The 22,265-nt window shown below is 71.4% G+C and carries 26 protein-coding genes; 9 read left to right on the forward strand and 17 right to left on the reverse strand.

All coding sequences use genetic code 11. From position 1 onward, the window contains the following. Nucleotides 1-3: 3 nt before the first annotated feature. From E4T13_RS24795 to E4T13_RS24825, 7 genes are read right to left on the reverse strand one after another with little or no spacing between them, the layout of a single operon-like run. Nucleotides 4-978, reverse strand: a complete 975-nt coding sequence (locus tag E4T13_RS24795) for a PDR/VanB family oxidoreductase (RefSeq protein ID WP_170985233.1) — start codon at nucleotides 976-978, stop codon at nucleotides 4-6. Then, complete coding sequence (locus E4T13_RS24800) at nucleotides 978-1,793, reverse strand: aspartate dehydrogenase (RefSeq protein ID WP_137181052.1); 816 nt, start codon at nucleotides 1,791-1,793, stop codon at nucleotides 978-980. Before E4T13_RS24800 ends, E4T13_RS24795 begins: the two co-directional genes overlap by 1 nt. Beyond that, nucleotides 1,790-3,457 (reverse strand): thiamine pyrophosphate-binding protein, encoded by a 1,668-nt coding sequence (locus E4T13_RS24805; protein ID WP_137181053.1) that lies wholly within the window; start codon nucleotides 3,455-3,457, stop codon nucleotides 1,790-1,792. The genes E4T13_RS24800 and E4T13_RS24805 overlap by 4 nt, the downstream gene beginning before the upstream one ends. Nucleotides 3,458-3,467: 10 nt before the next feature. Continuing rightward, on the reverse strand, nucleotides 3,468-4,250 hold the full coding sequence (locus E4T13_RS24810; RefSeq protein ID WP_137181054.1) for an SDR family oxidoreductase: 783 nt from the start codon (nucleotides 4,248-4,250) through the stop codon (nucleotides 3,468-3,470). Then, nucleotides 4,250-5,035 (reverse strand): IclR family transcriptional regulator, encoded by a 786-nt coding sequence (locus E4T13_RS24815; RefSeq protein ID WP_137181055.1) that lies wholly within the window; start codon nucleotides 5,033-5,035, stop codon nucleotides 4,250-4,252. Before E4T13_RS24815 ends, E4T13_RS24810 begins: the two co-directional genes overlap by 1 nt. After that, on the reverse strand, nucleotides 5,028-5,807 hold the full coding sequence (locus E4T13_RS24820; protein WP_137181056.1) for an alpha/beta fold hydrolase: 780 nt from the start codon (nucleotides 5,805-5,807) through the stop codon (nucleotides 5,028-5,030). The genes E4T13_RS24815 and E4T13_RS24820 overlap by 8 nt, the downstream gene beginning before the upstream one ends. Then, the gene (locus E4T13_RS24825) at nucleotides 5,804-6,589 is read right to left on the reverse strand and encodes an SDR family oxidoreductase (protein ID WP_240791280.1); all 786 of its coding nucleotides are present in this window, start codon (nucleotides 6,587-6,589) and stop codon (nucleotides 5,804-5,806) included. Before E4T13_RS24825 ends, E4T13_RS24820 begins: the two co-directional genes overlap by 4 nt. Before the next feature lie 251 nt (nucleotides 6,590-6,840). Here E4T13_RS24825 and E4T13_RS24830 point away from each other — a divergent pair, with 251 nt between their 5' ends. After that, a complete protein-coding gene (locus E4T13_RS24830) occupies nucleotides 6,841-7,800 on the forward strand; it encodes a tripartite tricarboxylate transporter substrate binding protein (RefSeq protein ID WP_137181057.1) in 960 nt (319 codons plus the stop codon). 77 nt (nucleotides 7,801-7,877) lie between these two features. Here the strand turns inward: E4T13_RS24830 and E4T13_RS24835 are convergent, their stop codons facing one another. Next, the gene (locus E4T13_RS24835) at nucleotides 7,878-8,570 is read right to left on the reverse strand and encodes a hypothetical protein (RefSeq protein ID WP_137181058.1); all 693 of its coding nucleotides are present in this window, start codon (nucleotides 8,568-8,570) and stop codon (nucleotides 7,878-7,880) included. A 264-nt stretch (nucleotides 8,571-8,834) separates the two neighbouring features. On the opposite strand from E4T13_RS24835, the gene E4T13_RS24840 reads away from it, so the two are divergent. The 3 genes from E4T13_RS24840 to folE all read left to right on the forward strand — a co-directional run bounded on the left by E4T13_RS24840 (nucleotide 8,835) and on the right by folE (nucleotide 10,689). Beyond that, the gene (locus E4T13_RS24840) at nucleotides 8,835-9,443 is read left to right on the forward strand and encodes a LysE family translocator (RefSeq protein ID WP_137181059.1); all 609 of its coding nucleotides are present in this window, start codon (nucleotides 8,835-8,837) and stop codon (nucleotides 9,441-9,443) included. Between the two features lie 54 nt (nucleotides 9,444-9,497). Continuing rightward, nucleotides 9,498-9,905: a Co2+/Mg2+ efflux protein ApaG gene (apaG, locus tag E4T13_RS24845; protein ID WP_137181060.1), complete on the forward strand. Its 408-nt coding sequence runs from the start codon at nucleotides 9,498-9,500 to the stop codon at nucleotides 9,903-9,905. A 142-nt stretch (nucleotides 9,906-10,047) separates the two neighbouring features. After that, nucleotides 10,048-10,689: a GTP cyclohydrolase I FolE gene (folE, locus tag E4T13_RS24850; RefSeq protein ID WP_137181061.1), complete on the forward strand. Its 642-nt coding sequence runs from the start codon at nucleotides 10,048-10,050 to the stop codon at nucleotides 10,687-10,689. Between the two features lie 71 nt (nucleotides 10,690-10,760). On the opposite strand, the gene E4T13_RS24855 is transcribed toward folE, so the two are convergent. After that, nucleotides 10,761-12,002 carry an FAD-binding oxidoreductase gene (locus E4T13_RS24855; protein WP_137181062.1) on the reverse strand — a complete coding sequence of 414 codons (1,242 nt, stop codon included), beginning with the start codon at nucleotides 12,000-12,002 and terminating at the stop codon, nucleotides 10,761-10,763. Between the two features lie 328 nt (nucleotides 12,003-12,330). Between E4T13_RS24855 and E4T13_RS24860 the strand changes: the two genes are divergently transcribed. Next, nucleotides 12,331-12,855 (forward strand): transposase, encoded by a 525-nt coding sequence (locus E4T13_RS24860; protein WP_170985234.1) that lies wholly within the window; start codon nucleotides 12,331-12,333, stop codon nucleotides 12,853-12,855. Nucleotides 12,856-12,900: 45 nt separating this feature from the next. Here the strand turns inward: E4T13_RS24860 and E4T13_RS24865 are convergent, their stop codons facing one another. Beyond that, nucleotides 12,901-13,680: a DpnI domain-containing protein gene (locus E4T13_RS24865; RefSeq protein WP_137181064.1), complete on the reverse strand. Its 780-nt coding sequence runs from the start codon at nucleotides 13,678-13,680 to the stop codon at nucleotides 12,901-12,903. A 162-nt stretch (nucleotides 13,681-13,842) separates the two neighbouring features. Here E4T13_RS24865 and E4T13_RS24870 point away from each other — a divergent pair, with 162 nt between their 5' ends. The 4 genes from E4T13_RS24870 (at nucleotide 13,843) to E4T13_RS24885 (ending at nucleotide 15,386) form a co-directional block, all read left to right on the forward strand. After that, complete coding sequence (locus tag E4T13_RS24870) at nucleotides 13,843-14,148, forward strand: hypothetical protein (protein ID WP_137181065.1); 306 nt, start codon at nucleotides 13,843-13,845, stop codon at nucleotides 14,146-14,148. After that, on the forward strand, nucleotides 14,145-14,576 hold the full coding sequence (locus tag E4T13_RS24875; RefSeq protein WP_137181066.1) for a type II toxin-antitoxin system VapC family toxin: 432 nt from the start codon (nucleotides 14,145-14,147) through the stop codon (nucleotides 14,574-14,576). Before E4T13_RS24870 ends, E4T13_RS24875 begins: the two co-directional genes overlap by 4 nt. 280 nt (nucleotides 14,577-14,856) lie before the next feature. After that, the gene (locus E4T13_RS24880; protein WP_137181067.1) at nucleotides 14,857-15,123 is read left to right on the forward strand and encodes a type II toxin-antitoxin system Phd/YefM family antitoxin; all 267 of its coding nucleotides are present in this window, start codon (nucleotides 14,857-14,859) and stop codon (nucleotides 15,121-15,123) included. Next, complete coding sequence (locus E4T13_RS24885; protein ID WP_137181068.1) at nucleotides 15,120-15,386, forward strand: Txe/YoeB family addiction module toxin; 267 nt, start codon at nucleotides 15,120-15,122, stop codon at nucleotides 15,384-15,386. The genes E4T13_RS24880 and E4T13_RS24885 overlap by 4 nt, the downstream gene beginning before the upstream one ends. 17 nt (nucleotides 15,387-15,403) lie before the next feature. Here the strand turns inward: E4T13_RS24885 and E4T13_RS24890 are convergent, their stop codons facing one another. The 7 genes from E4T13_RS24890 to ileS form a co-directional block, all read right to left on the reverse strand. Continuing rightward, the gene (locus tag E4T13_RS24890; RefSeq protein WP_137181069.1) at nucleotides 15,404-15,967 is read right to left on the reverse strand and encodes a hypothetical protein; all 564 of its coding nucleotides are present in this window, start codon (nucleotides 15,965-15,967) and stop codon (nucleotides 15,404-15,406) included. Between the two features lie 136 nt (nucleotides 15,968-16,103). Beyond that, nucleotides 16,104-16,490: a RidA family protein gene (locus E4T13_RS24895; RefSeq protein WP_137181070.1), complete on the reverse strand. Its 387-nt coding sequence runs from the start codon at nucleotides 16,488-16,490 to the stop codon at nucleotides 16,104-16,106. 91 nt (nucleotides 16,491-16,581) lie between these two features. Next, on the reverse strand, nucleotides 16,582-17,244 hold the full coding sequence (locus tag E4T13_RS24900; protein ID WP_137181071.1) for a hypothetical protein: 663 nt from the start codon (nucleotides 17,242-17,244) through the stop codon (nucleotides 16,582-16,584). 38 nt (nucleotides 17,245-17,282) lie between these two features. Then, nucleotides 17,283-18,263: an Hsp33 family molecular chaperone HslO gene (locus E4T13_RS24905; RefSeq protein ID WP_137181072.1), complete on the reverse strand. Its 981-nt coding sequence runs from the start codon at nucleotides 18,261-18,263 to the stop codon at nucleotides 17,283-17,285. Between the two features lie 78 nt (nucleotides 18,264-18,341). Further along, on the reverse strand, nucleotides 18,342-18,896 hold the full coding sequence (locus E4T13_RS24910; protein WP_137181073.1) for a DUF3035 domain-containing protein: 555 nt from the start codon (nucleotides 18,894-18,896) through the stop codon (nucleotides 18,342-18,344). Then, nucleotides 18,893-19,390 carry a signal peptidase II gene (gene lspA, locus E4T13_RS24915; protein WP_137181074.1) on the reverse strand — a complete coding sequence of 166 codons (498 nt, stop codon included), beginning with the start codon at nucleotides 19,388-19,390 and terminating at the stop codon, nucleotides 18,893-18,895. Before lspA ends, E4T13_RS24910 begins: the two co-directional genes overlap by 4 nt. Continuing rightward, complete coding sequence (gene ileS, locus E4T13_RS24920; RefSeq protein WP_137181075.1) at nucleotides 19,390-22,227, reverse strand: isoleucine--tRNA ligase; 2,838 nt, start codon at nucleotides 22,225-22,227, stop codon at nucleotides 19,390-19,392. The genes lspA and ileS overlap by 1 nt, the downstream gene beginning before the upstream one ends. Between the last annotated feature and the right edge of the window lie 38 nt (nucleotides 22,228-22,265).

The following is a 22,265-nucleotide window of genomic DNA, read 5'->3' on the forward strand; positions in this document are numbered from 1 at the left end:
TGTTCAGATGTCGAGGACCAAGCGCGCGCCCTTGGCGCGCGACACGCAGGTCATCATCACGTCATTCGCCGCGCGCTCGGAGGCCGACAGGATGGAATCGCGATGATCCACTCCGCCTTCCAGAACGCGGCATTCGCAGGTGCCACACACGCCCTGCTCGCAGGAGGAGGGCCGGTCCAGCCCCGCGTCGCGCAGCGCCTGCAGCACGGAGACGCCGGGCGCGACGGTGAGCGTCAGCCCCGACTGCGCGCAGACTACCTCGAACCCGTCGGAGCCCTCGCCTTCGGGACGGCTGCGCGGCGTGAACCATTCGAAGCGCACGCTGCCCTCGGGCCAGGCCGAGCTCGCCTGTTCCACCGCATTCATCAGCCGTTCCGGCCCGCAGCAATAGACCAGCGTGTCCGCTTCCGGCGTCGCGAGCCGCACCGCCACGTCGAGCCGCGTGCCGTCATCCGTGCAGTGCGTGACGACGTCGGTGAACTCACGCGCCTCGTCGAGGAACGGCGCCTCCGCCGCGCTGCGCGCGCAGAACAGCAGCGTCGCCTGCGCGCCCGCCTGCTTCGCGGCGCGCAGCATCGGCAGGATCGGCGTGATCCCGATGCCGCCCGCCACGAACAGGTAGCGCGGCGCGGGAACGAGCGGAAAATTGTTGCGCGGCCCTTCCGCCTCCACCAGCGCCCCCGGCCGCAGCGCCTTGTGCACCAGGCCGGAGACGCGCCCGCCCGCCACCTCCCGCACCGCAACGCGCCAGGTGTCCCGCTGCGCCGGATCGCCGCACAGCGAGTATTGCCGCACGGGCGCGCCCGGCAGATGCAGGTCGAGATGCGCGCCCGGCTCCCAGGCCGGCAGCGCCGAGCCATCCGGCGCGACAAGATCGAGTGAAACGACGCCCGGCGTCTCCCACGTCATGCGCCTGATGCGCAGCGGGCGGCGACCGGTCGTGGCGATGCTTGCGGATTGGGGCAGCGTGTCCGGCATCACACCACCACCACCGCGTCGCGGTTCAGCACCGCGCGCGCCATGCTGAGCCCCGCCGTCAGGGAGGTCTTGGGATTGCTCCGCGAGGGCACGCCCACAAGACGGATCGCGAAGCGCACGGCCTCGCTCTCCACGTCCAGTTCATGCACGTTGGCGCTGATGGTGGGATCGGCCACCAGCCGCACCCGCGTCGCCTCGAACCCCACGCCCGCCAGCGCGATGGTCGCCGCGACATTCGCGTTCTGCGGGAAGTCGCGCGCCGCCTCGCGCGCTGCGCCCTCATAGAAGGTCGTCGGCTCCGTCACCGCGGACAGATCGAGCAGCGCCTCCGCCTTGGTGCCCGTCCAGGTGCGCGGCGGTTTGCGCCCGATATAGGTGACGCGCGGCGTGCCGAGCAGCCGCGCCGCCGCCAGCGCGTCGATCCCGCCCACCGCGCCCGCCGGCAGCAGCAGCTGCGCTCCGCCCTGCACCGCGGCCGCCTTCAGCGCATCGAGCAGCGCCGCATCCGCCAGCGCGCCGGTGGAAGCGACGACGAGGTCGCGCCCCGCCGCCAGCACCGCCGCGCCGTGCTGCTTCACCGCGCCATGGCCCGCGCATTCGCACACCATCCCCGCGCCGCTGTGCAGGAAATCGTCGAGATCCGTGTGCACGCTCGTGCCCCGCGCGCAGCCGCCTTGCGCCGCGATCAGTGCTTCGCCCTGCGCGCGGTCGCGCACCAGCACCGCCAGGTGATCCAGGAGGCGCGGCTCATGGGCGCCGATGGCGTCCAGCATCGTCGCCGCCATGCCGCCCGCGCCGATCAGGCCGAGCTTCATCGCACGGACCCCGCCGCGCCGGCCGGCGGTCCCGCGAAGCTCTCGGCGAAGGGCCCGATCGCGACCATGTCCACCTCGATCATGCGCGGCCCCGCCGCCGCCAGCGCCGCATCCAGCGCCGCGCCGAACTCCTCGGCCCGCGCGACCCGCGCATGCGGCAGCCCGACCGCCTTGCAGACCAGCGCGAAATCGGGCGTGAGGATGGAGGCGTAGTGCTGCCGGCCGCCATACTGCGCATCCTGGATGTTCCGGATCACGCCATAGCCGCGGTCGTTCATCAGCACGAAGACGGCCTCCGTCCCGCTCTCCACCGCGGTGGCGAATTCGCCGAGCGACAATTGCGCCGCGCCGTCGCCCACCAGCACGATCGCCTTGCCCTTGTCGGCCATGCCCGCGCCGATGCCCATCGCGATGCCCTGCCCGATGCCGCCGCCCAGCGCATGCACGCCGTATTCCGGCGCCGCCAGCCGCACGAAACGGTTGCCGAAGGTGGAGTTGGAGATCGTCACGTCCCGCACCCAGGGCCGCCCTTCCGCGACGCGCGCCGAGATCGCCTCCGCCACAGCCGCATAGGGCCCGAGCATTGTCTTCAGTGCCGCCTCGCCCTTCGCGCGCGCCGCGCCGATGGCGTCGAGGAACGCAAAATCCGTGGCCAGCTTCGCCGGCAGCCGCGCCAGCAGCCCTTCCAGCACGAGCCGCGCATCGCCGCTGACGAACAGCTCGACCGGATAGTTGCGCCCCGCCTGCGTTGCATCCGCATCGGCCTGCAGCAGAGGCGGCAGGCGCATCGCGTTGTTGCGCGTCTCGTTGCCGCGCAGGCGCGAGCCCACCGCCAGCATCAGGTCGGCCGCGTCGTACACAGCCTGCGCATCCGGCGTCATGTTGAAGGCGCCGAGGCTCCAGCGATGCCCCTCCGGCACCACGGCGCGGCCATTGGTGCTGGTCACCGCGCCGATGCCGCGCTCCACCAGCGCCGTCGCCGCTTCCGCCGCGCCGCGCGCCCCGCCACCGAGCCACAGCATCGGCCGCTCCGCGCGCAGCACACGCTCAGCCAGCGCATCCAGCAGCCGCGCATCGGGCACCACCGCTTGCGGCGCGATCCGCGCCGGCATCGCGCGCCCGCGCATCGCCACGCGCTGCACGTCGACGGGAATCTCCAGCGAGACGGGCCCGCTCGGCGCGCTCAGCGCGGCCTGCGACGCGGCCAGCAGCGCATCCACCGCCTGGTGCGGCTCCCACACGCGCACCACCTGCTTGCTAATCGCACGCAGCATGTCCGGCTGGCGCGGCACGTCGTGGATCGCGGCGCGGTCGCGGTCCATGAAGGGGCGGTCGATCTGCGTCGTGATGTGCAGCACGGGGCTGCCCGCCGTCAGCGCCTCCACCTGCGCGCCCGCGGCATTGCCCGCCGCCGTGCCGGTGGAGGTGATGCACACGCCGAGCCCCCGCGTCACCCGCGCGAAGGCATCCGCCATGTTCATCGCGCCGGCCTCGCCGCGCGCGGGCACGAAGCGGATGCGCCCCTGGCGCGCGATGGCGTCCAGGATCGGCATGTTGTGGATGGAGATGACGCCGAAGGCATGCGTCACGCCGAGATCGGCCAGCGCCGCGGCGATGAGGTCGCCGACCGGCTGTTCCAGCGCAGTATCCACGATGGCGTCCATCGAACCCGTCCTAGATGTGCCGCGAGACGCCGCCCGAAACCTCGAGGCTGGCGCCGGTGATGTAGCTCGCCGCCGGCGAGCCGAGGAACAGGATTGCCCGCGCGGGCTCCTCCGGCTCCCCCAGGCGCGCCAACGGTATCTTCTTCTCGTTCGCGAGCGCGGCGTACCACTGATCGCGCGTCTGGCTCTGGTCCGCTCGCGCGGCGAAGCGGCGCTGCCACTGGCCGGAATCCACCAGGCCGAGCAGGATCGAGTTCACCCGGATGCGCGGCGCGAATTCCGTCGCCAGCGACTTCATCAGGCTCTGCACGCCCGCCCGCGCCGCGCTGGTGCAGACCATGTGCGATTCGGGCTGCAGCGCGAGCAGCGAATTCACCGCCACGATCGCCGGCGCCGCGGCCTTGTCCAGCATCGGCTTGAACGCACGGATCGGCAGGATCTGCGAGAAGAACTTCAGGTCGAGCTCCTGCCGCCAATCCGCATCGCTGGTGTTCCCGAAGGTCGAGACGCGCCCCTGCCCGGCATTGTTCACCAGCAGGTCCAGCGACCCGCCGCCCCATTCGGCGACGGCCTGCGCGAAGTCCGCGACCTGTGCCGCATCCAGCACGTCACAGCGCATCGCCAGCAGCCGCTCGGAACGCAGCGTGTCCTTCGCCGCGTCCAGTCGCGCCGCATCCCGCCCGCAGATCGCCACGCGCGCGCCTTCTGCCAGCAGCAGCTTCGCCGTCGCCAGCCCGATGCCGGATGTGCCGCCCGTCACCACCGCGACGCGGTTCGCATAACCCAGATCCATCACGCGACCTTCCGCAGGATGAAGCCGAGGCGCCCGGAAATCTCCGCCGCCGCCTCCGCCACCGCGGCGCCGATGCGCGCGCGGTTCGCCTCGAAACTCGCGGCCTGGCCGCTGACATTGATCGCCGCCACGGGCCGCCCCGTCGCGTCGCGCACGGCCGCGGCGACCGAGGCGATGCCCGGCTCGAAATGCCCGTCGCTCCAGGCCAGCCCCGCCTCCCGGTCCTGCACCAGCCGCGCCAGCAGCCCCCCGACCGTCGTCGCGGTGTGCGCGGTGGAGGCCGGCATCGGCACGCCGGCATACAGCGCCCGCACCTCCGCCTCCGGCAGATGCGCCAGCATGATCCGGCCCATATTGGCGGCATGCGCCGGCAGTCGCGATCCCACGCGGATGTTCGACACGAAGGACGCATTCGGCGTGCGCCGCACGAGATAGACCACCTCGCGCCCGTCCAGCACGCCGAGATGCGCGGACATGCCCACCTGCTCCGCCAGGCGCTGCAGCACCGGCTGCGCCGCTTCCGCCAGGTCGCCGGAGGCGAAGGCATGCGCGGCGATCCCGATCAGCCCCGCCCCGATCCGCCATCCGGCATCGCCCGCCGGTTCGATGAAGCGCTCGGCTTCCAGCGTGTGCAGCAGGCGCAGCAGGGTGGTGCGGCTGATCTCCAGCTCGCGCGCCGTGCGGGACATGTTGGTGACGCGGTCGCCCTCCGCGATGCGGCGCAGCAGCTTCGTCGCGCGCTGCACCGGCGGCGAGAGATAGGCGCCCTCGGCCAGTTCAGACATGCGCCGCCTCCTTCAGCAGAGGCGCCAGGGCGTCCGGCGCTTCCTGCGGCATCGCATGCCCGGCATCCGCGATCAGGCGCAGCGTGCTGCCCGCGGGCAGCACGGCATGCAGCCGGCGCGCATTATCGGGCGGTGTGACGAGGTCCTGCTCGCCGCAGGCCACCAGCGCCGGCATCACGAGCTTCGCCGCATCCGCCAGCAGGTCGCCCGCGCCCAGCGCGCGCACCGCCTGCGCGTAGCCCTCGGGCTTCACCAGCGCCATGGCGCGCTGCACCCCGGCCAGCGCCGCTTGCCGGTGCACCAGCCGCGCCGCGCGCTTCGCCGCGAACTCGGCAGGCCCCAGCGCAAGAAGATCGTCGATCCGCGCCTGCACCGCCGCCGGTAGCGCCGCACCCCGTGCCACGCCGTAGCCCAGTGCCGGCGAGAGCAGCGCCAGCGCCGCCACGCGGTCCGGCCAGCGCAGCGCGAAGCGCGCCGCGAACAGCGCGCCGAGCGAATGGCCCACCACCAGCGCCGGCGGCAGGCGCATGCCGAAGACGATCTCCGCCAGCCGTGCGGCGTAGTCCTCCGGCGTCGGCGACTCCGGCGAAACCGGCGCCGAGGCGCCATAGCCCGGCGCCCACCATGCCAGCAGGTTCCACGCCGCCGGCAGCGCCTCCATCAGCGGCAGCCAGCTTTCCGCGTCGCTGCCGATGCCGTGCAGCAGCACCAGCGTCGGGCCGGTGCCCGGGCGATGCAGCAGGGCGGTGCCGGCGACCGTCAGGCGGTTCATGCGAAGACGAAACCGTTGTTCACCGGCAGCACCTGCCCGGTCACCGCCAGTGCGCCCGGCGTCAGCAGGAACACGACGGTCGGCGCGATGTCCTCCGGCACCATCGCGCCCGGCGCCGCACGGCCCTTCTCGTAGAGTGCATGCCGCTCGGCCGGCACGTAGTCCGTCGCCTCGTTGCGCAGGATGCCCGGCGCCACGGCGGTCACGCCGATGCCGCGCGGCCCCATCTCCCGCGCCAGGCTGCGCGTCATGGAGATCACCGCGCCCTTGCTCGCGACATAGGCCAGCAGGCGCGGCGCGCCCCACAGCGCGGTGTCGGAAGCGAGGTTCACCACCCGCCCACTGCCGCTCGCCGCCAGCAGCTTTCCCACGTTGCGCGTCACGAGCCAGGTGCCGCGGACATTCACGCTCATCACGCGGTCCCAGGTGCCGATCTCGATCGCGTCGTAGTCCGGCCCGCCGATCCCCGTGGCGATCGCGGCGTTGTTCACCAGCCCGTGCAGCACGCCTTCGGTGCGCGCGATGCTGTCGGCCATCGCCGCGATGCTGTCGGGGTCCGCCAGGTCCACGGGCACGAAGCGTGCGCCGATCTGCGCCGCCGTCGCGCGCCCCGCCTCCTGCAGCACATCCGCGATCACCACCCGCGCCCCGGCGGCGAGGCAGGCTTCCGCCAGCGCGCGCCCGACGCCGCGGGCCGCGCCGGTGACCAGCACGGTGCGGCCTTCAAGCGCGCGCATCGCCGTCCCGCGCCTGTCGGCCTGCGCCCCATCCGGATCGTTCATATATGGACAGATCGTTCATATGAGAACAACGCTACGGGAACGGCCACGCCCAGGTCAAGCATGAAATCCGCGGTCGCCCGCGCCGCCGTTGCAATTCCGTCCTTGACGCGCCGGCAGCTTTGCGGGCTATCGTATCGCCAGATATGAACGATGCGTTCAAATATGAACGGATACAAGCATCAGCCCACCTGGCCGCCGCAGCCGATCCGCGGTGCGCCGCACAGCCCCTTGTCGCCGCGAAAGGCCCCTGCATGACCGCCACCCGCCGCTCCTTCACCCTCGGCATCGCCGGCGCCGCGCTCGCCCTGCCGGCGCTCGCCCAGGGCAGCCGCGCCGTCAGCATCGTCGTCGCCTTCCCGCCGGGCGGCGAGACCGACGTGCTCGCCCGCATCTACGCCGAGCGCCTGGCCCCGCGCATCGGCCGGAACGTGGTGGTGGAGAACCGCAGCGGCGCCAGCGGCACCATCGGCGCGGTCTACGTCTCGCGCGCCGCGCCCGATGGCGACACGCTGCTCTTCGCCCCCAACACCTTCGCGATCGCGCCGCATGTGATGCGCGCGCAGCAGCCTTACGATCCGGTCGCCGACTTCACCCCGATCATCCAGACCGGCACCAATGCGCTGATCCTGATGGCCAGCCGCCAGAGCGGGCTGCGCAGCCTCGCCGATGTCGTGGCGCAGGCGAAGGCCGGCCGCGTCGGGAATTACGGCTCGCCCGGGTCGGGCTCCCCGATGAATGTCCTCGGTGAGCTCTTCAACCGCACCGCCGGCATCTCGCTTGCCGAAGTCGCCTATCGCGGCACGGCGCCGCTCGTCGCCGACCTGCTCGCCGGCGTCGTGCCGGTCGGCTTCGTCACACCCGCGGTGGTGACGGAGCATGTGCGCGCCGGCACGATCACGCCGATCGCCGTGTCCTCGCGCGACCGCGCCGCGCTGGTGCCTGACGTTCCGACCTTCATCGAGAGCGGCTTCGACGTCGAGGTGACCGCCTGGTACGGCCTGTTCGGTCCGCGCGGCATGCAGGCCGCGCAGACCGAGGCGCTCAACACGCAGATGAACGCCATCCTGGCGATGCCGGAAGTGCGGGAGCGCATGCTCGGCATGGGAATCGCCCCGGCCGGCGGCACCGCCGCGCAATTCGCCGCCCTCGTCCGCGCCGAATCCGAGCGTTACGGCCGCCTGGTGCGCGAGTTCAACATCTCCGCGGGCTAGCGCCCCGCCGTCGCGCGTTGATCACCAGGAAAGCCCTCTCCCCCCGAGGGGGGAGAGGGCCGGGTCACGCGTGACTGCTACGTCCGGGCGGCGTCCAGGCTCTGGCGTTGCACCCGCGCCTCGAAAACCTGTTCCAGCCGGGTCGCCCACGCCACCGGCGCAGGCACGCGCTGCGTCCCGATGTCGCACATCCGGTCGAGCAGCCCGATCGCCATGTCCCACAACCGCTCCGCCTCGCGCGGGTCGTTCGCGTCGCGCGCCGCGCGCGCCAGCAGGCGGCCCACCGCGCCCGCGGCCGCCACCGCGCGCGCCATGTCGGCGCCATCGGCCAGCGCCACCGCGCGGTCCATCATCCATTCCGCCTCGCGCTCCAGCCGCCGCATGCCCAGCAGCGACCACACACGCCACAGCGGTCCGGCGAAGCGCCGAGACGGCGGCGGGTTGCGCCCGCCAAGCTTCGGCAGGATCTCCTCCGCCAGCGCCATGCGCAGCAGTTCCGCACGCGACGCATCCAGCCCGTCCTGCGTGCCGAGGATGCGTGGCGCGAAGGGCTTCAGCCGCTGCCGCACCGCATGCGGCATGTTGTCGTTCAGCGGGATGGCGAAGGCCCGGATCAGCGGCGAGGCGCAGCCCGGGCTGTCGCCATGCTCCTCGCCCGCGAGGCAGGCGACCAGCGACATCACGCACATTCGGCCGGCATCGCGCGTGCCGACGCCAGTGACCAGTTCGACGCGCTCGAGGGCCCTTTCGAGCCGGAGATCGAGGTGCATGCGGCGTTCCTCCATGCAGCCGAGGCGTGGTCGCGGGGCAGGGCGCCGACGGGGCGCTGCCGGGTTTGGCCACGGGTGCCTGCCGCCTCAATGCATGAGGACCGCTTTGCGTTCCCGTGCCTGCGCCGCTTGCGCGCAAGGGTGCGTCAGCGCGGCGGGAAGCGTACGTCACAACGCCGCGACGCGGCGCGCGCAGCGTGATGGCGGCCGGTCGCGCGCCATGCTCTATCCTCCCCGCGCAACGCCGTTCAAGGAGACCGCGCGATGGACCCCGCGCTCTGGCTCGCCTTCGTCGCCGCGGCGATGGCCGTCCTGCTCATCCCCGGCCCGACGATCCTTCTGGTGATCGGACAGTCGCTCGGCGGTGGCGCGCGCAACGCGCTGCCCCTCGTCGCCGGCGTCGCGCTCGGCGACCTCACCGCGATGAGCCTCTCGCTCGCCGGCATGGGCGCGCTGCTCGCGGCCTCGGCCGCCGCCTTCACCGCGCTGAAATGGGCCGGCGCGGCCTATCTCGTCTGGCTCGGCGTGAAGCTCTGGCGCGCCCCCGTGGACCCCGAGGCCGCGCCCCCGCTCCCGGCCGGTCGCGCCATGCGGGAGGCCTATGTCGTCACCGCGCTGAACCCGAAGAGCATCGTCTTCTTCGTGGCCTTCGTGCCGCAGTTCCTCGATCCCGCGCGGCCCTTCCTGGCCCAGGCCGCGGTCCTCGTCGCCACCTTCGTCGTCCTCGCCGCGCTGAATGCCGCGATCTACGCGCTGCTCGCCGCGCGGCTTTCCGGCGCGGTGCGCCGCCCCGGCCTGCGCCGCGCGCTGAACCGCACCGGCGGCGCCGTCCTCGTCGGCGCGGGCGTGGCGGTCGCGCTCAGGCGCGCGTGAGGCTTGATGCCGCGCGCGCCGCAGCCGACAGTGCCGCCAGGGAGTGGCGCCGACATGGCCGAGAACTACAGCACGAAGACCCGTTCGATCCGCGTCTCCGTCCGCGCCTTCTTCCTGGCCGACCAGTCGGAGCCCGAACGCGCGCATTATGTCTGGGCCTACCGCGTCACCATCACCAATGAAGGGAAGGAGACGGTGCAGCTTCTGCGCCGCACCTGGCAGATCACCGACGGCCAGGGCCGCACCCAGCAGGTGCATGGCGAGGGCGTGGTGGGCGAGCAGCCCGTGCTCGAGCCCGGCCAGAACTTCGAATACACCTCCGGCACGCCGCTCGCGACGCCCTCGGGCTTCATGCGCGGCAGCTACCACATGATCGTCACCGCGACCGGCGAAGCCTTCGACGTGGCGATCCCCGCCTTCAGCCTCGACAGCCCCCACCAGCCCACCAGCCGCGTGCACTGAGCCGCCGCGCCGCGCCGGATCGTTGCCGCCATTGCGCGATCCCGCCCCGCCCCCATCTGCCCTGCCGAGGAAGGCGCTGCGCGCGGACGGGATCAACCCGATCGCGCCCCCGCACCGGGCACAGGCCCAAGGACCCGAGACCGTGAACATCCAGACGCCCCCCCGCCAACTCGCGAAGGACAAGGCGAGCGCCGAACCGCCCCCGACCCGCGAGGAAGCGGAGGCCGCGATCCGCACCCTGCTCCGCTGGGCCGGCGACGACCCCTCGCGCGAAGGCCTGCAGGACACCCCCGCCCGCGTCGCCCGCGCCTATCGCGAATGGTTCTGCGGCTACGAGGAAGACCCCGTCGAGCTGCTCGCCCGCTCCTTCGAGGAGACGGACGGCTACGACGAGATGGTCCTGCTGCGCGACATCCGCCTGGAATCCACCTGCGAACACCACATGGCGCCGATCCTCGGCAAGGTGCATGTCGCCTACCTGCCGAACGGCCGCGTCGTCGGCATCAGCAAGCTCGCGCGCGTCGTCGAGGCCTATGCCAAGCGCCTGCAGATCCAGGAGAAGATGACGGCGCAGATCGCCAACACGCTGAACGACGTGCTGAAGCCGAAGGGCGTCGCGGTGGTGGTGGAGGCCGCGCACCAGTGCATGACCACGCGCGGCGTGCACAAGCCCGGCGTGACGATGATGACCAGCCGCATGCTCGGCGCCTTCCGCGACGACCCCAGCACGCGCCGCGAATTCCTCGCCATGATCGGCGCCCCGAGGCTCGGCGCCGAGGGCTGAGCCACGCGCATGCCCTCTCCCCCCTCAGGGGGGAGAGGGTCGGGTGAGGGGGGCCAGGCGGGTCACCACCCTCACACCGCAAACAGATCCTCATCCGGATCCCGCAGCCCCAGCACCATCCGCTGCATCATCTGCGCCGCGATCGCCGCGAAGGTGATCCCGTTCCCGCCGAAGCCCATCACCGCGTAGCAGCTCGGCGCGCCCGGCACCCGCCCGATCGCCGGCAGCCCCGTCGCGCTCTGCCCGAAACACCCCGCCCAGGCGAAGTCCGCTTTCGTGTCCACCCCCGGCAACAGCGCCTTCGCCTTCGCCTCCAGCCGCTTCACCTTCGCGGGGATCAGCGCATCGCGCTTCGCCTCGTCCTCGAATGCCGCATCCTCGCCGCCGATCAGCGCCCGGCCATCCGCCGTGGTGCGGATGTAGAGATACGGGTCCGCCGCTTCCCAGATCAGGCAGCGGCTCGGCCACAGCGCGCGCGCCTGCGGCCGCGTCGCGATCGCCCAGCTCGAGATGATCGAATACCCCTTCGGGTGCAGCATCCGCGCCAGCTCGTACCCCGTCGCCAGCACCACCGCGCCCGCGCGGATCTCCGCGCCCTCCGCCGTGGTCAGCGTCACTCCCCGCCGCCCGGGCTCGATGTCCACGACATCCACCGGCGCATGCAGCATCGCCCCGCGCGCCCGCGCCGAGCGCCACAGCCCCCGCGCCAGCTTCACCGGATCCACCTCGGCATTGCCGCTCGACCAGATCGCGCCCGCCTTGCGCAGCCCCGTCCGCTGGCGCAGCTCCTCCCGCCCGATGAACGCCGAGCGCAGCCCGATCCGCGCCCGCGCCTCCGCCTCCGCCTTCAGCCCTGCCACATCCAGCACGTTGCCCGGCAGATACGCCGCCTCGCGCGCCCGGAAATCGCAATCCAGCCGGAGATCCTCGATCCGCCCGCGCAGCGCCTGCACCCCGGTCGCCGAGCGCCACCAGGCCCGCGACGCCTTCTCCTTCCCGATCCGGCGGGACAGCAGCGTCAGCGGCTGGTCGATCTCGAATTGCAGCAGCGCGGTGCTGGCGGGGGTGGAGCCCAGCACGAAGCCCCGCCGGTCGAACACCGCCACCTGCTTGCCCGCCTGCAACAGCGCATCCGCCACCAGCGCCCCGGTCACGCCCCCGCCGATGACGGCCACCTCCACCCGCATCCGCCGCGGCGCCGCCCCGCCCCGCACGCCATGCCCGGGCGGATCGAGCCAGACCGGTTCTCCCGTCCGCAGGTCGCGCGACTGGGTGGCGCCCCGCGCCGGGCGAGCATCAGCGGATCGTTCCATCGCCGCCCAGAAAGCGCGAGACCCCCCGAGGTTGCAGCCCCGTCTCCCGCCCCTCCCTTCGCGCCCTCTCCCCCGCCCTTCCTGCCCTCTCCCCCACCCCTCCTGCCCTCTCCCCCCTCAGGGGGGAGAGGGTTGGGTGAGGGGGGCCACCAACCGGAAAAAACCGAGCGGCTCCGCCCCGCAAAACTCCCCGCCGGGGACGATGATCGTCCCCGGACGCCTCCCTTCAGCAATTCCTTGCCAGAAACGAAAAGATTCCTATACACTCGCCGCCATGCCGCCCATCACCTTCCCTCTCCGTCCCACGCCGCGCCAGGCCTGGTCCCCGATGACGGACGCGGAATGGGCGCTGCTCCGCCCCCTCGTCCAGCCGCAGGCGAGCCGCCGCGGCCGCCCGCCCGCCGATGCCCGCCGCCTGTGGGACGCGATCTTCTGGGTCGCCTGCTCCCGCGAGCCCTGGCGCGCCCTGCCCGAGCGGCTCGGCCGCGCCGACACCGCCCACCGCGCGCTGCGCCGCCACGCCCGCAACGGCACGCTGGACCGCCTGCTCATCGCCGCCTCCCCGCACCCCTTGGCCGGCGGCGACTTCCGCTCGCTCGCCTGGCGCATCCTCCGCGCCTTCCGCCGCGTCGCCCGCCTGCTGACCATGGCCCAGTTGCTGATGGCGAAACGCCTCGGCCTGGCGACGGCGCTACCTTGCGCCCCCGAACACCTGCCGCGGCCGCATCTGTCGGCGGTGATCCACCGCCTGATGCCGCTCGTCCGCGGCGCCCGCCCCGCCCTGCTGCGCTGGATGATCGCGCTGCACGACGCGATCCCGGGAGAGAGGCGGCTTTGGCGGCTGAGAGACTAAAGAGGCAACCAAGACCCCGCCTCAACCCAAGAAATCAACGATGGTTCATATGATAGTGCGTCGATAGTAGCCGTGGCCCATGAACCGAATATACCCACCATCGCGCAATCGTTGTAGCTGCTGTCGAATTTTAGCGCGGATATTGGCGTTAGCCGGGTGAAGAGACTTGAGGTGAGCTTCAAAGCCGTAAACGTCGGTGAGGCTGAAGTCGGTTCTGCCAAGGCTGTCCAAGCATGCCATGACATCAACCAGCCATCCTCGTGCAACGGTAGCCGCCTGATGTCGCAGGAAGAGGCCAGACTGCCACGTGCTGAATACCTCCTCCCTATCAATGGCCATCCCCGCATTCACTATACAAATGCGCCCCGCAGCCGGTATACTGGTCAGCAAGATATTGCAGCCGACCCAACCTGCGCGTCGAGCATTCTGAGAAAGCGGCTTGCGAATTTCTATCGATGACTCCGTGATGAAATGTCGAGGAACAATAAATAGTTCAGTGACAGATATGCGTCGTAGATCATATCGTGCCAAAATTAGGTTGGGAGCTTGATCGCGCTGAATACGCTGTAGCATAGTCGAATAGGCGCCATCAATTACCTTAAAACCAATCCTTCTGCGCCCGCTCTTCAATTCGTACTGTTCACCACAATCAGGACACTCGAAATCGGCGCCGGGATTGTTGTTAGTGAATCTGCGCAGCTGCGGGCAACGGCAGTTTGGGCAGTAGCCCTGTTCGCCAAGCCAGTGCTCTGTCAATACGCGCGCGCGCTGAGACGGGCTGGTGTAGCGGTCAGCGAGATCGAACTTCAGTGTCAGCTTCACCATGACACTCTGCACCGAAGCCCCTGCGGCAGAAAGCGGTGCACGAGCCCTCAACGGCATCGATGCCAGATCGGCCGATCGCTCGCATACCGCCATGCCGCATCAGAGGCGTTCCATCAACTGCCATCACCGGCTATATAGCCAGCATAAGGAAAGGGGGCAGCCTTGCCGAGCAATGCCCAGAAGCGGGCCATCGACGCCCACCGCCGCCGCCTCGCGGAGCGCGGCCTCGGCCGTTTCGAAGTCCGCGGGCTCGAAGCCGACAAGGACCTGATCCGCGGCATAGCCCGCCGTTTGGCAGCGAACGACGACGCCGCCGGCGCGCTGCGAGCCGAACTCACGCGTCGCATCGCCTGCGGCGAACCGCCCCGCGTCGGCAGTGTCCTCGCGGCCTTGCGTCGCTCGCCGCTGGTCGGCGCCGACCTCGACCTGTCCCGCGAGGAGTCGCCTGGGCGGGACGCAGGGCTTTGACGGCGCGCTACCTTCTCGACACGAACGTCGTCAGCGAGGCGGTCAAGCCGCGCCCGTCGCCAGCCCTGCTCGACTGGCTCGGTGCGCAGCCCGACGACGCGCTGCACATCGCAACGCTGACGGTCGGCGAAATCCGTCGCGGCATACTGGAGAAGGCACCGGGCCGTCGCCGGCGCGAACTGGAAGATTGGTTCGCCGGTCCCGAAGGTCCGCAGCGCCTGTTCGCCGGCCGGGTGCTCCCCTTCGACGAGCGTGCAGCCGCGGAGTGGGCGCGGATCATGGCCGAGGGCACGGCGGCAGGACGGCCGCGCAGCGCTCTGGACATGGTGATCGCTGCCACGGCCGCCGCGTACGGGCTCACCGTCGCGACTGCGAACGAACGGCACTTCCGCGACACCGGTGTGCCTTGGATGAACCCAACCGCCTGACCTGCGTCCCTCTCGCAGTGGCTCCGACTCAGCGCGGCGACGATCACATGACCGGTCAAGTCGCGCACACCGCCCTTGCGCCACGCTATGAATGATGTCCTAATAGCCCACCGGCGGAGCGGCCCAGCCCGGCACGGGCGAAGCCGCCCGCCATTCGCTCTTTCACCCCGCAAATCCGCCCCCGTCCAAATCCACCGCCCACAGCGCAGGGCAATTTGTCCGAAATCATCCGGCTTGCCGTGGCCGCCCGTAACGCAAATATCTCTGTACGGAGGCACTGATGTCCGCGATCAACGACGCCGAGTTCCGCCAGAACCTCGCCAGCCATATGGATGCCGTCGTCGAAAGCCGTGCGCCCCTGCTGGTCACCCGCCAGGGCGACAAGGGCAATGTCGTGCTCCTCTCCGAAGCCGAGTTCGAAGGCTGGCGCGAGACCGTCCATCTCCTCTCCAGCCCGCGCAACGCAGCCCGCCTGCTCCAGGCGATCCGCGACGCCGATGCCGGCGCCACCGCTGAACACGCGCTGGTCGAGCCGCCGGCGCGGTGAAGCTGCTCTTCACGCCCGGCGCGTGGGACGACTATCAGCACTGGGTCGCAAGCGACCCCGACACCCTGCGCCGCCTGAACGACCTGATCCGGGACGTTCTCCGCTCGCCCTTCAGGGGCCTCGGCAAGCCCGAGCCGCTGAAAGGCGACCTGTCCGGCTGGTGGTCACGCCGGATCACCGCCGAGCATCGCCTCGTCTATCGCGTCGTCGGGCGCGAGGCCGAGCAGCGCGTCGAGATCGCAGCCTGCCGCTACCACGACTGACGCAGCGAACGAACGAATCACGTCGGCGGCGCGACGCCGTCCTTCTCCACGCTCACCCGCACCGCCGTCAGCGCGCCGTCCGTGCCGCGCGTCGCCAGCACGAACACCGCCGCGCCCTCGCGCAGGTCGGCGCGCGTCGCCGGCACCGGCCGCACCAGCGCGGTGCGCTCATCCACCCGCACCGGCACGCTGCGGCCGTTGATGCTCAGCGTCAGCTCGTGGCCCTCGGCGCGCTGCATCACCGCGGCCACCGCGCCATTGTTCATGGAACTGCCGGGCGTCAGGTCCCACTCCGACTGGAACTGCCGCGTGGCGCTCGCCGGCAGCACCGTCACGGCCACGGCGCGCAGCCCGTCGCCCGCGGGCTCCGCCACCACGCCGAGATTGGTCCCCGGCGTCAGCTCCGCCAGCGTCGCGCGGCGCAGCGCGGAGACCGGCGCGTTCTCCGGCAGCGTCACCCTGGCTTGGCCGCCGTCGCGCGTCGCCACCGTCAGCACGCCATCGGCGAAGCCGGCGACGCGGCCGCGCAGGCGCAGCGCGGGCGCGCCCTGCGCGCTCGCACGCGTCGCCGCGAACGCCATGGAACCAACCGCGAGCACCGCGCGGCGAGACACACTCGGCATGACGCTCACCCCTTGGGAAGCACCGAGCCTATCACGCCCGTTCCGGAAGCAAGCGCCGAACTGCGAAGGTGGCGAAGTGTTAAAGCGCCGCGGTTCAGCCGACCGCTTCCGCCTCCACCTCCACCACGTAGCGGGGGTCGGCCAGCCCCGCCACCAGCAGCAGCGTGCTGCAGGGCTGGATCGGCCCGAACGCCTTGTCGCGCTCCGCCCGCCAGGTCGGGATCAGCGCCCGGTCGGTCAGGAACACGCCGAGCTTCACGATATGCTCCGGCCCCATCCCATGCGCGGCCAGGATCGCCTTGAGGTTCGCCAGCACCTGGCGCACCTGGTCCTCCCCGGCCGGCGCCACGCTGCCGTCCGGTGCCGCGCCGATCTGGCCGGAGACCACCAGCCGCCGCCCCGGCCCCTCGATCAGCGCGGCGTGCGAATAGCGCGAGCCCGGCGGCCGCACGCCCTCGGGGTTGCTGAACGTCACGGGCATGGTCGCTCTCCTCATGCTTGCAAGGCTGCCCGCAGCGCGGGCCGAGGCCGCGAATGCGGCCGCCCGGCGCCCGAGGGCACGGACGAAAAAATCAGCTCCTTGGCAGTTCCTCGCGCTCGATGCCGCCCGGCGCGCCGACCGGCGGCGGCGCCGCCCCCTCCACCAGCCAGGCCCGCAGCGCGCGGCGGATCTGGAACTCGAACTCCACGTTCAGCTCCTCCATCGCCTGGCGCACCACCTCCTCGGCCGCGCTGTTTCGCGCTGCCTCGGATTGCCCGCCGGGAAGGGTCCGCTGGCGCGTCGCCTGCGCCTCCACGAAGCCGACGCGCTGGCCCTCGCCCGAGACGATCTCCAGCCGCGCCTGCATCCGCACCGCGAAGCGGATGCCCGGGCCGCCGCCGAACAGCCCGCCGCCCCCGCCCGTCGATTCCCGCCGGAACTCCGCCGTCTGGATCAGGAAGCGCGCCTGGCCGGCGGTGCCCATCGGCACCAGCCGCTCCTCCGCCATCCGGCGCATCTCGGCATCCGGCCGCAGCGGCGCCGGCAGGTCCACCCGCACCGCGGTGGCTGGTGGCTCCGGAATCTCCACCGTCGCCACGTTCAGCCGGATCGGCGTCAGGTGCCGGTAGCCGCTGACCAGCGGCGGCAGCGGCTCCGGCTCGGCGCCCCCGCCGCCGGCGCAGCCCGCCAGCAGGGCGGGCAGGGCGACCAGCAGGGTCCGCCGCTGCGGCATCGGGCGTTTCTCGGCGCGCATGCGATAAGTGTAGCCCGGAAGCCGCGCGGAAGGGAAAGTCATGCCCGCCCGGCCCGGCCCTGCACCTCGTCGCGCTCGAAGCGGAAGTCGAGGTTGCAGAACTCGCAGGTCATGGTGATCGCCCCGCCCTCGGCCATGTGGTCCAGGTCGTCCGGGGGGAAGCCTTCCAGCACCTGCGCCAGCCGCGCGCGGGAACAGCGGCAGCCATAGGACAGCGCCCGCGCCCGATCGAGCGCCAGCCCCTCCGCATGGAACAGCCGGTGCAGCAGCCGTTCCGAGGCCAGGGAATCGTCCAGCAGCTCCTCCACCGTGATCGTGCCGGCCAGCATCAGCGCGGTCTGCCAGGCATCCTCCTGCGCTTCCGCATCGGCCTGCGGGTCCACCCCGCCCTCGCCGGCGACGCGTTCCAGCACCAGGGCCGCGGCGCGCCAGCCGGCCTCGGTCCGCGCGCAGGCCAGGTGGACCTTGCTCTGCAACTGCTCCGAGCTGCGGAAATAGGAGGCCGTCATGTCCGCCAGCGTCACGCCTTCCAGCGCGACGATGCCCTGGTAGCGGTCCATCTCCGGCCCCTGGTCGCAGGTGAAGGCGAGATAGCCGGTGCCGAGCAGCGCGCCCGCCGGCGGCGTGGGTTCCGCGCGCAGCATGCGGTTGAGCTTGTCCGCATCGGCCCGCGCATAGCCGCGCAGGGCGCCGCCTTCGGTGCAGTCGGCCAGCAGCATCGGCACAGGCCCGTCGCCCTTGGCCTGCAGGCTGAAGGAGCCGCGGAATTTCAGCGCGGTGGCCAGCGCCGCGGTCAGCGCCATGGCCTCGCCCATCATGGCCAGCACGGAAGGATGCAGGCTCTCGTGCCGGCCGAGCAGCGCCTCCGCCAGCGGGCCGAGCCGCACCAGCCGCCCGCGCACGGGCTTCAGGTGCAGATGGAAGGGCTGCACGCCGCGCGGCACCACCAGGTCGGGCACCGGCGGGCGGTCATGGTTCAGGAAGGCGGGGGTCGCCGAAGGCAGGGTGGGGTCGGTCAAGAGGCGGGACACCAGGGCAGGGGGAGGAAGGATCGCCCCCCTAGATAGGGTCACACGCCCCCGACGGCCACGCCGGAACTATCCGCCCAGTCCCGCCCAGCCCAGCCAGCGCTGAAAGAAGGTCTCGGAGCGCGGCTGCACGATGGGCGTGTCGCCCTCGGTGGTCTCGCGGCCGAGCGCGGCGTTCTCGCGCAGGCGCTGCGATTCCCGCGTGGGGTCCACCATGATGCCGGGCGTCGGCGGCGTGTTGAACCAGTTCATCAGCCGATCCACCGTGCCCTGCGGCGGCCGGTCGAGGCGCAGCGTCTCGGCATCCACCTGGCGGCGGATGTCGCCCCCCACCGGCCCGCCCGCCTGCGCCACCAGGGCGCGCTCCGCCGAGCTGGGCGCCGCGGCGGTGGCGCCGGGTGCGAGGATGGCGGCGGGGTCGCGGTTGTCCTGCGGCCGCGGGGCGCCCGGCGTCGGCACCGGCAACTCGCCAAGCCGCGGCGGCACCGAGAGCGGCGCGCGGGTGGTCACCTGGAACTCGTCCGGCGCGTCGCGGGTGAAGCCGAGGGTCCGGGCGGTGTCCCCGCCGCAGCCGGCGAGCGCCAGCAGCGGCAAGGCGATCAGGGCAGGGCGCAAGGCGATCATGGCTCCGAACGCTTAACCCTGGGCGATGGCCGGAACAAGGCGTCCGCGACCAGGGTCAGCACGCCGAGCACGATCGCGGCGTCGGCCACGTTGAACACGTACCAGTGCCAACCCCAGGCATGGGCATCGAGGAAGTCCACCACGGCGCCGAAGCGGATGCGGTCGATCACGTTCCCGATGGCGCCCCCGACCACGGCGCCGAGCGCCAGCGCGGTGGCGCGGTTCTCCGCCCGCGCCATCCAGCGCAGCAGGAAGCCCGCGATCACCAGCGCCAGCGCGCCGAGCGCGATCTGGGTCCAGGCCGCGTCGCCCGCCAGCAACCCGAAGGTCACGCCGCGGTTCCAGACCATGGTCAGGTCGAAGCCGAACGGGCCCCAGGCGATCAGCGGGATCTGCCCGACCTCGTCGAGGTCGAGCGTCTCCAGGATGAACCACTTGCTGACCTGGTCGGCGACCAGGATGACGGCGGCGAGGGTCAGGCCAAGGCGGAGCATCAGCCCCCCTGACCCTCCACCACCGCCTCGCATCGCCGGCACAGCGTCGGATGTGCGGCGGACTGCCCAACCTCCGGCAGCACCCGCCAGCAGCGGTCGCACTTGGCGCCGGGAGCCGGCTCCACCGCCACCTCGACCTCCGCGCCGCCGTGCAGCGCCACCTGGGAGGCGATCAGCACCTCCTCCCAGGCTTCGGCGGAGAGCGGCGCGAAGGCATTGCCGGTCAGCGCCACGCGCGCCTGCAGGGAGGACCCGATCATCCCGTTGCGCCGCGCCACTTCAAGCTCCGCCGTCGCGATGCCGCGGGCTTCCCGCAGGGTGGCCCACTTCGCACCCAAGGCTTCGTCTCGCCACGTCTCCGGCAGCACCGGCCAGTCCTGCAGGTGCACGCTCTCGCTCTCCGGGAAGCGCGCGAGCCAGGCTTCCTCGGCGGTGAAGACCAGCACCGGCGCGAGCCATGTCGTCAGGCAGCGATGCAGCTGGTCGATCACCGTGCGCGCGCTGCGGCGACGCAGGGAATCCTTCGCATCGCAATAGAGGCTGTCCTTGCGGATATCGAAGTAGAAGGCCGACAGGTCGCTCGCGCAGAAGGCGTGGATCTCGGGATAGACGCCGGTCCAGTCATGGTCGCGCTGCGCCTTTCGCAACTTCGCGTCCAGCTCCGTCAGCCGGTGCAGCACCCAGCGTTCCAGCTCCGGCAGCTCGGCATGCGGGACGATCTCGCTGCCGTCGAAGCCGTCGAGGTTGCCGAGCAGCCAGCGCAACGTGTTGCGGATGCGGCGATACAGCTCGCCCTGCTGCTCCAGGATGTTCTTGCCGATGCGCTGGTCCTCGGTGACGTCGGTGTTCATCACCCAGAGGCGCAGGATGTCGGCGCCGGACTTGGAGACGACTTCCTGCGGCGCCACCACGTTGCCGAGCGACTTCGACATCTTCCGGCCCTGCTCGTCGAGCACGAAGCCATGCGTCAGGATCGCCTTGAACGGCGCCACCCCGCGCGTGCCGACGCTTTCCAGCAGCGAGGACTGGAACCAGCCGCGATGCTGGTCGGAGCCTTCGAGATAGAGATCCGCCGGCCAGGGCAGGCCGCGTTCCGGCGTCAGGACGAAGGCGTGGGTGGAGCCCGACTCGAACCAGACATCCACGATGTCCATGACCTGCTCGTAGTCCGCAGGATCGCGCCCTTCGCCCAGGAATCGTGCGGCGGCGCCAGGCTGGTACCAGGCATCGGCGCCCTCCGCGGTGAAGGCCGCGACGATGCGGTCCATCACCGCCTGGTCGCGCAGCGGCTCGCCGGTGCGCTTGTCCACGAAGACGGCGATGGGCACGCCCCAGGCGCGCTGGCGGCTGATGCACCAGTCGGGGCGGTTCTGCACCATGGAGCCGATGCGGTTGCGCCCGATGTCCGGCACGAAATGCGTCGCCGCGATCGCGTCGAGCGCCTTCCGGCGGATCGTGTTGGTGTCATCCGTCCCGCCGGAGGCGGGCTCTCCATCCATCCGGATGAACCACTGCGGCGTCGCGCGGAAGATGACGGGCTTCTTGGAGCGCCAGCTATGCGGGTAGCTGTGCGTCAGCTTCCCCTTGCCGGCCAGCGTGCCGAGCGCCTGCATCGCGGCATAAACGGCGTCATGCGCCTTCCACACATGCAGCCCCTCGAAGCCGTGGGCGTGGCGCGTGTAGGTGCCGTCGTCGCCGACGGTCTCGGGGATCGGCAGGCCATGCGCGCGACCCAGAAGAAAATCGTCCTCGCCATGGCCGGGCGCGATGTGGACGAAGCCGGTGCCGGCCTCCGTGGTGACGAAGTCGCCGGGCAGCAGCGGCACCGCGAAGTCGTAGCCGCCTTCCGCCTCCGGCATGCCCTTCAGCGGATGCGTGGCGACGGCGCCGGCAAGCTCCGCGCCCTTCAGCACGCGCTTGATGGAATGCGCGCCGAGGCCCGTGTCCTTCTCGAACTGCGGCAGCAGCGGCAGCGCGACGAGCAGGAACTCTCCGACGCGCAGCAGGCTGCCCTCGTTCACGCCTTCCACATGCAGCAGCGCGTAGTCGATCTCCTCCCCATAGGCGACGGCGCGGTTGCCGGGGATGGTCCATGGCGTGGTGGTCCAGATCACCACGCTCGCGCCGACCAGGTCGGGTGCGCCGGCCTTCACGATGGAAAAACGCGCCCAGAGCGTGGGCGAGACGTGGTCGTGGTATTCGATCTCCGCCTCGGCCAGCGCGGTCTTCTCGACCGGGCTCCACATCACCGGGCGCAGGCCGCGATAGAGCGAGCCGTTCATCAGGAACTTGCCGATCTCGCCGGCGATCACCGCCTCGGACGGAAAGTCCATCGTGGCGTAGCGGCCCTGCCAGTCGCCTGCGACGCCGAGGCGCTTGAACTCGTCGCGCTGCACGCCGAGCCAGTGCTGCGCATAGGCACGGCATTCGGCGCGGAATTCCAGGACGGGCACCTCGTCCTTGTTCTTCTTCTTCGCGCGGTACTCCTCCTCGACCTTCCATTCGATCGGCAGGCCGTGGCAGTCCCAGCCCGGGACGTAGTCGGCGTCATGGCCGGCCATCTGGGCGGCGCGGTTGATGACGTCCTTCAGGATCTTGTTCAGCGCCGTGCCGATATGCAGCGGGCCGTTGGCATAGGGCGGGCCGTCATGCAGCACGAATTTCGGCTTGCCCGCCGAGGCGGTGCGAAGCCGGTTCCACAGCTCCATCCTCTCCCAACGGGCGAGCCAGTCGGGCTCGCGCTTCGGCAGGTCGCCGCGCATGGGAAAGTCGGTCTTCGGCAGGATCACCGTGCCGCGGTAGTCGCGGGCGGTCGGCGTCTCGGGAGCGTCGTTCATCGGTCGGGTCTCGGGCGGCCGGACGGGCCGCGGGGTTC

The organism is Roseomonas sp. AR75 (assembly GCF_005222815.1).
Lineage (GTDB): Bacteria > Pseudomonadota > Alphaproteobacteria > Acetobacterales > Acetobacteraceae > Falsiroseomonas.

Excerpts from the sequence above, each read along its gene's own strand:
- E4T13_RS24855 (WP_137181062.1), bottom strand. The coding sequence starts at position 12,002 with ATGGAACGATCCGCTGATGCTCGCCCGGCGCGGGGCGCCACCCAGTCG.
- E4T13_RS24835 (WP_137181058.1), bottom strand. The coding sequence starts at position 8,570 with ATGCACCTCGATCTCCGGCTCGAAAGGGCCCTCGAGCGCGTCGAACTG.
- E4T13_RS24880 (WP_137181067.1), top strand. The coding sequence starts at position 14,857 with ATGTCCGCGATCAACGACGCCGAGTTCCGCCAGAACCTCGCCAGCCAT.
- E4T13_RS24825 (WP_240791280.1), bottom strand. The coding sequence starts at position 6,589 with ATGAACGATCCGGATGGGGCGCAGGCCGACAGGCGCGGGACGGCGATG.
- apaG (WP_137181060.1), top strand. The coding sequence starts at position 9,498 with ATGGCCGAGAACTACAGCACGAAGACCCGTTCGATCCGCGTCTCCGTC.
- E4T13_RS24895 (WP_137181070.1), bottom strand. The coding sequence starts at position 16,490 with ATGCCCGTGACGTTCAGCAACCCCGAGGGCGTGCGGCCGCCGGGCTCG.
- E4T13_RS24795 (WP_170985233.1), bottom strand. The coding sequence starts at position 978 with ATGCCGGACACGCTGCCCCAATCCGCAAGCATCGCCACGACCGGTCGC.
- E4T13_RS24890 (WP_137181069.1), bottom strand. The coding sequence starts at position 15,967 with ATGGCGTTCGCGGCGACGCGTGCGAGCGCGCAGGGCGCGCCCGCGCTG.
- ileS (WP_137181075.1), bottom strand. The coding sequence starts at position 22,227 with ATGAACGACGCTCCCGAGACGCCGACCGCCCGCGACTACCGCGGCACG.
- E4T13_RS24900 (WP_137181071.1), bottom strand. The coding sequence starts at position 17,244 with ATGCGCGCCGAGAAACGCCCGATGCCGCAGCGGCGGACCCTGCTGGTC.
- E4T13_RS24830 (WP_137181057.1), top strand. The coding sequence starts at position 6,841 with ATGACCGCCACCCGCCGCTCCTTCACCCTCGGCATCGCCGGCGCCGCG.
- E4T13_RS24805 (WP_137181053.1), bottom strand. The coding sequence starts at position 3,457 with ATGGACGCCATCGTGGATACTGCGCTGGAACAGCCGGTCGGCGACCTC.
- E4T13_RS24910 (WP_137181073.1), bottom strand. The coding sequence starts at position 18,896 with ATGATCGCCTTGCGCCCTGCCCTGATCGCCTTGCCGCTGCTGGCGCTC.
- E4T13_RS24800 (WP_137181052.1), bottom strand. The coding sequence starts at position 1,793 with ATGAAGCTCGGCCTGATCGGCGCGGGCGGCATGGCGGCGACGATGCTG.
- lspA (WP_137181074.1), bottom strand. The coding sequence starts at position 19,390 with ATGCTCCGCCTTGGCCTGACCCTCGCCGCCGTCATCCTGGTCGCCGAC.
- E4T13_RS24815 (WP_137181055.1), bottom strand. The coding sequence starts at position 5,035 with ATGTCTGAACTGGCCGAGGGCGCCTATCTCTCGCCGCCGGTGCAGCGC.
- E4T13_RS24840 (WP_137181059.1), top strand. The coding sequence starts at position 8,835 with ATGGACCCCGCGCTCTGGCTCGCCTTCGTCGCCGCGGCGATGGCCGTC.
- E4T13_RS24810 (WP_137181054.1), bottom strand. The coding sequence starts at position 4,250 with ATGGATCTGGGTTATGCGAACCGCGTCGCGGTGGTGACGGGCGGCACA.
- E4T13_RS24860 (WP_170985234.1), top strand. The coding sequence starts at position 12,331 with ATGACGGACGCGGAATGGGCGCTGCTCCGCCCCCTCGTCCAGCCGCAG.
- E4T13_RS24820 (WP_137181056.1), bottom strand. The coding sequence starts at position 5,807 with ATGAACCGCCTGACGGTCGCCGGCACCGCCCTGCTGCATCGCCCGGGC.
- E4T13_RS24865 (WP_137181064.1), bottom strand. The coding sequence starts at position 13,680 with ATGGTGAAGCTGACACTGAAGTTCGATCTCGCTGACCGCTACACCAGC.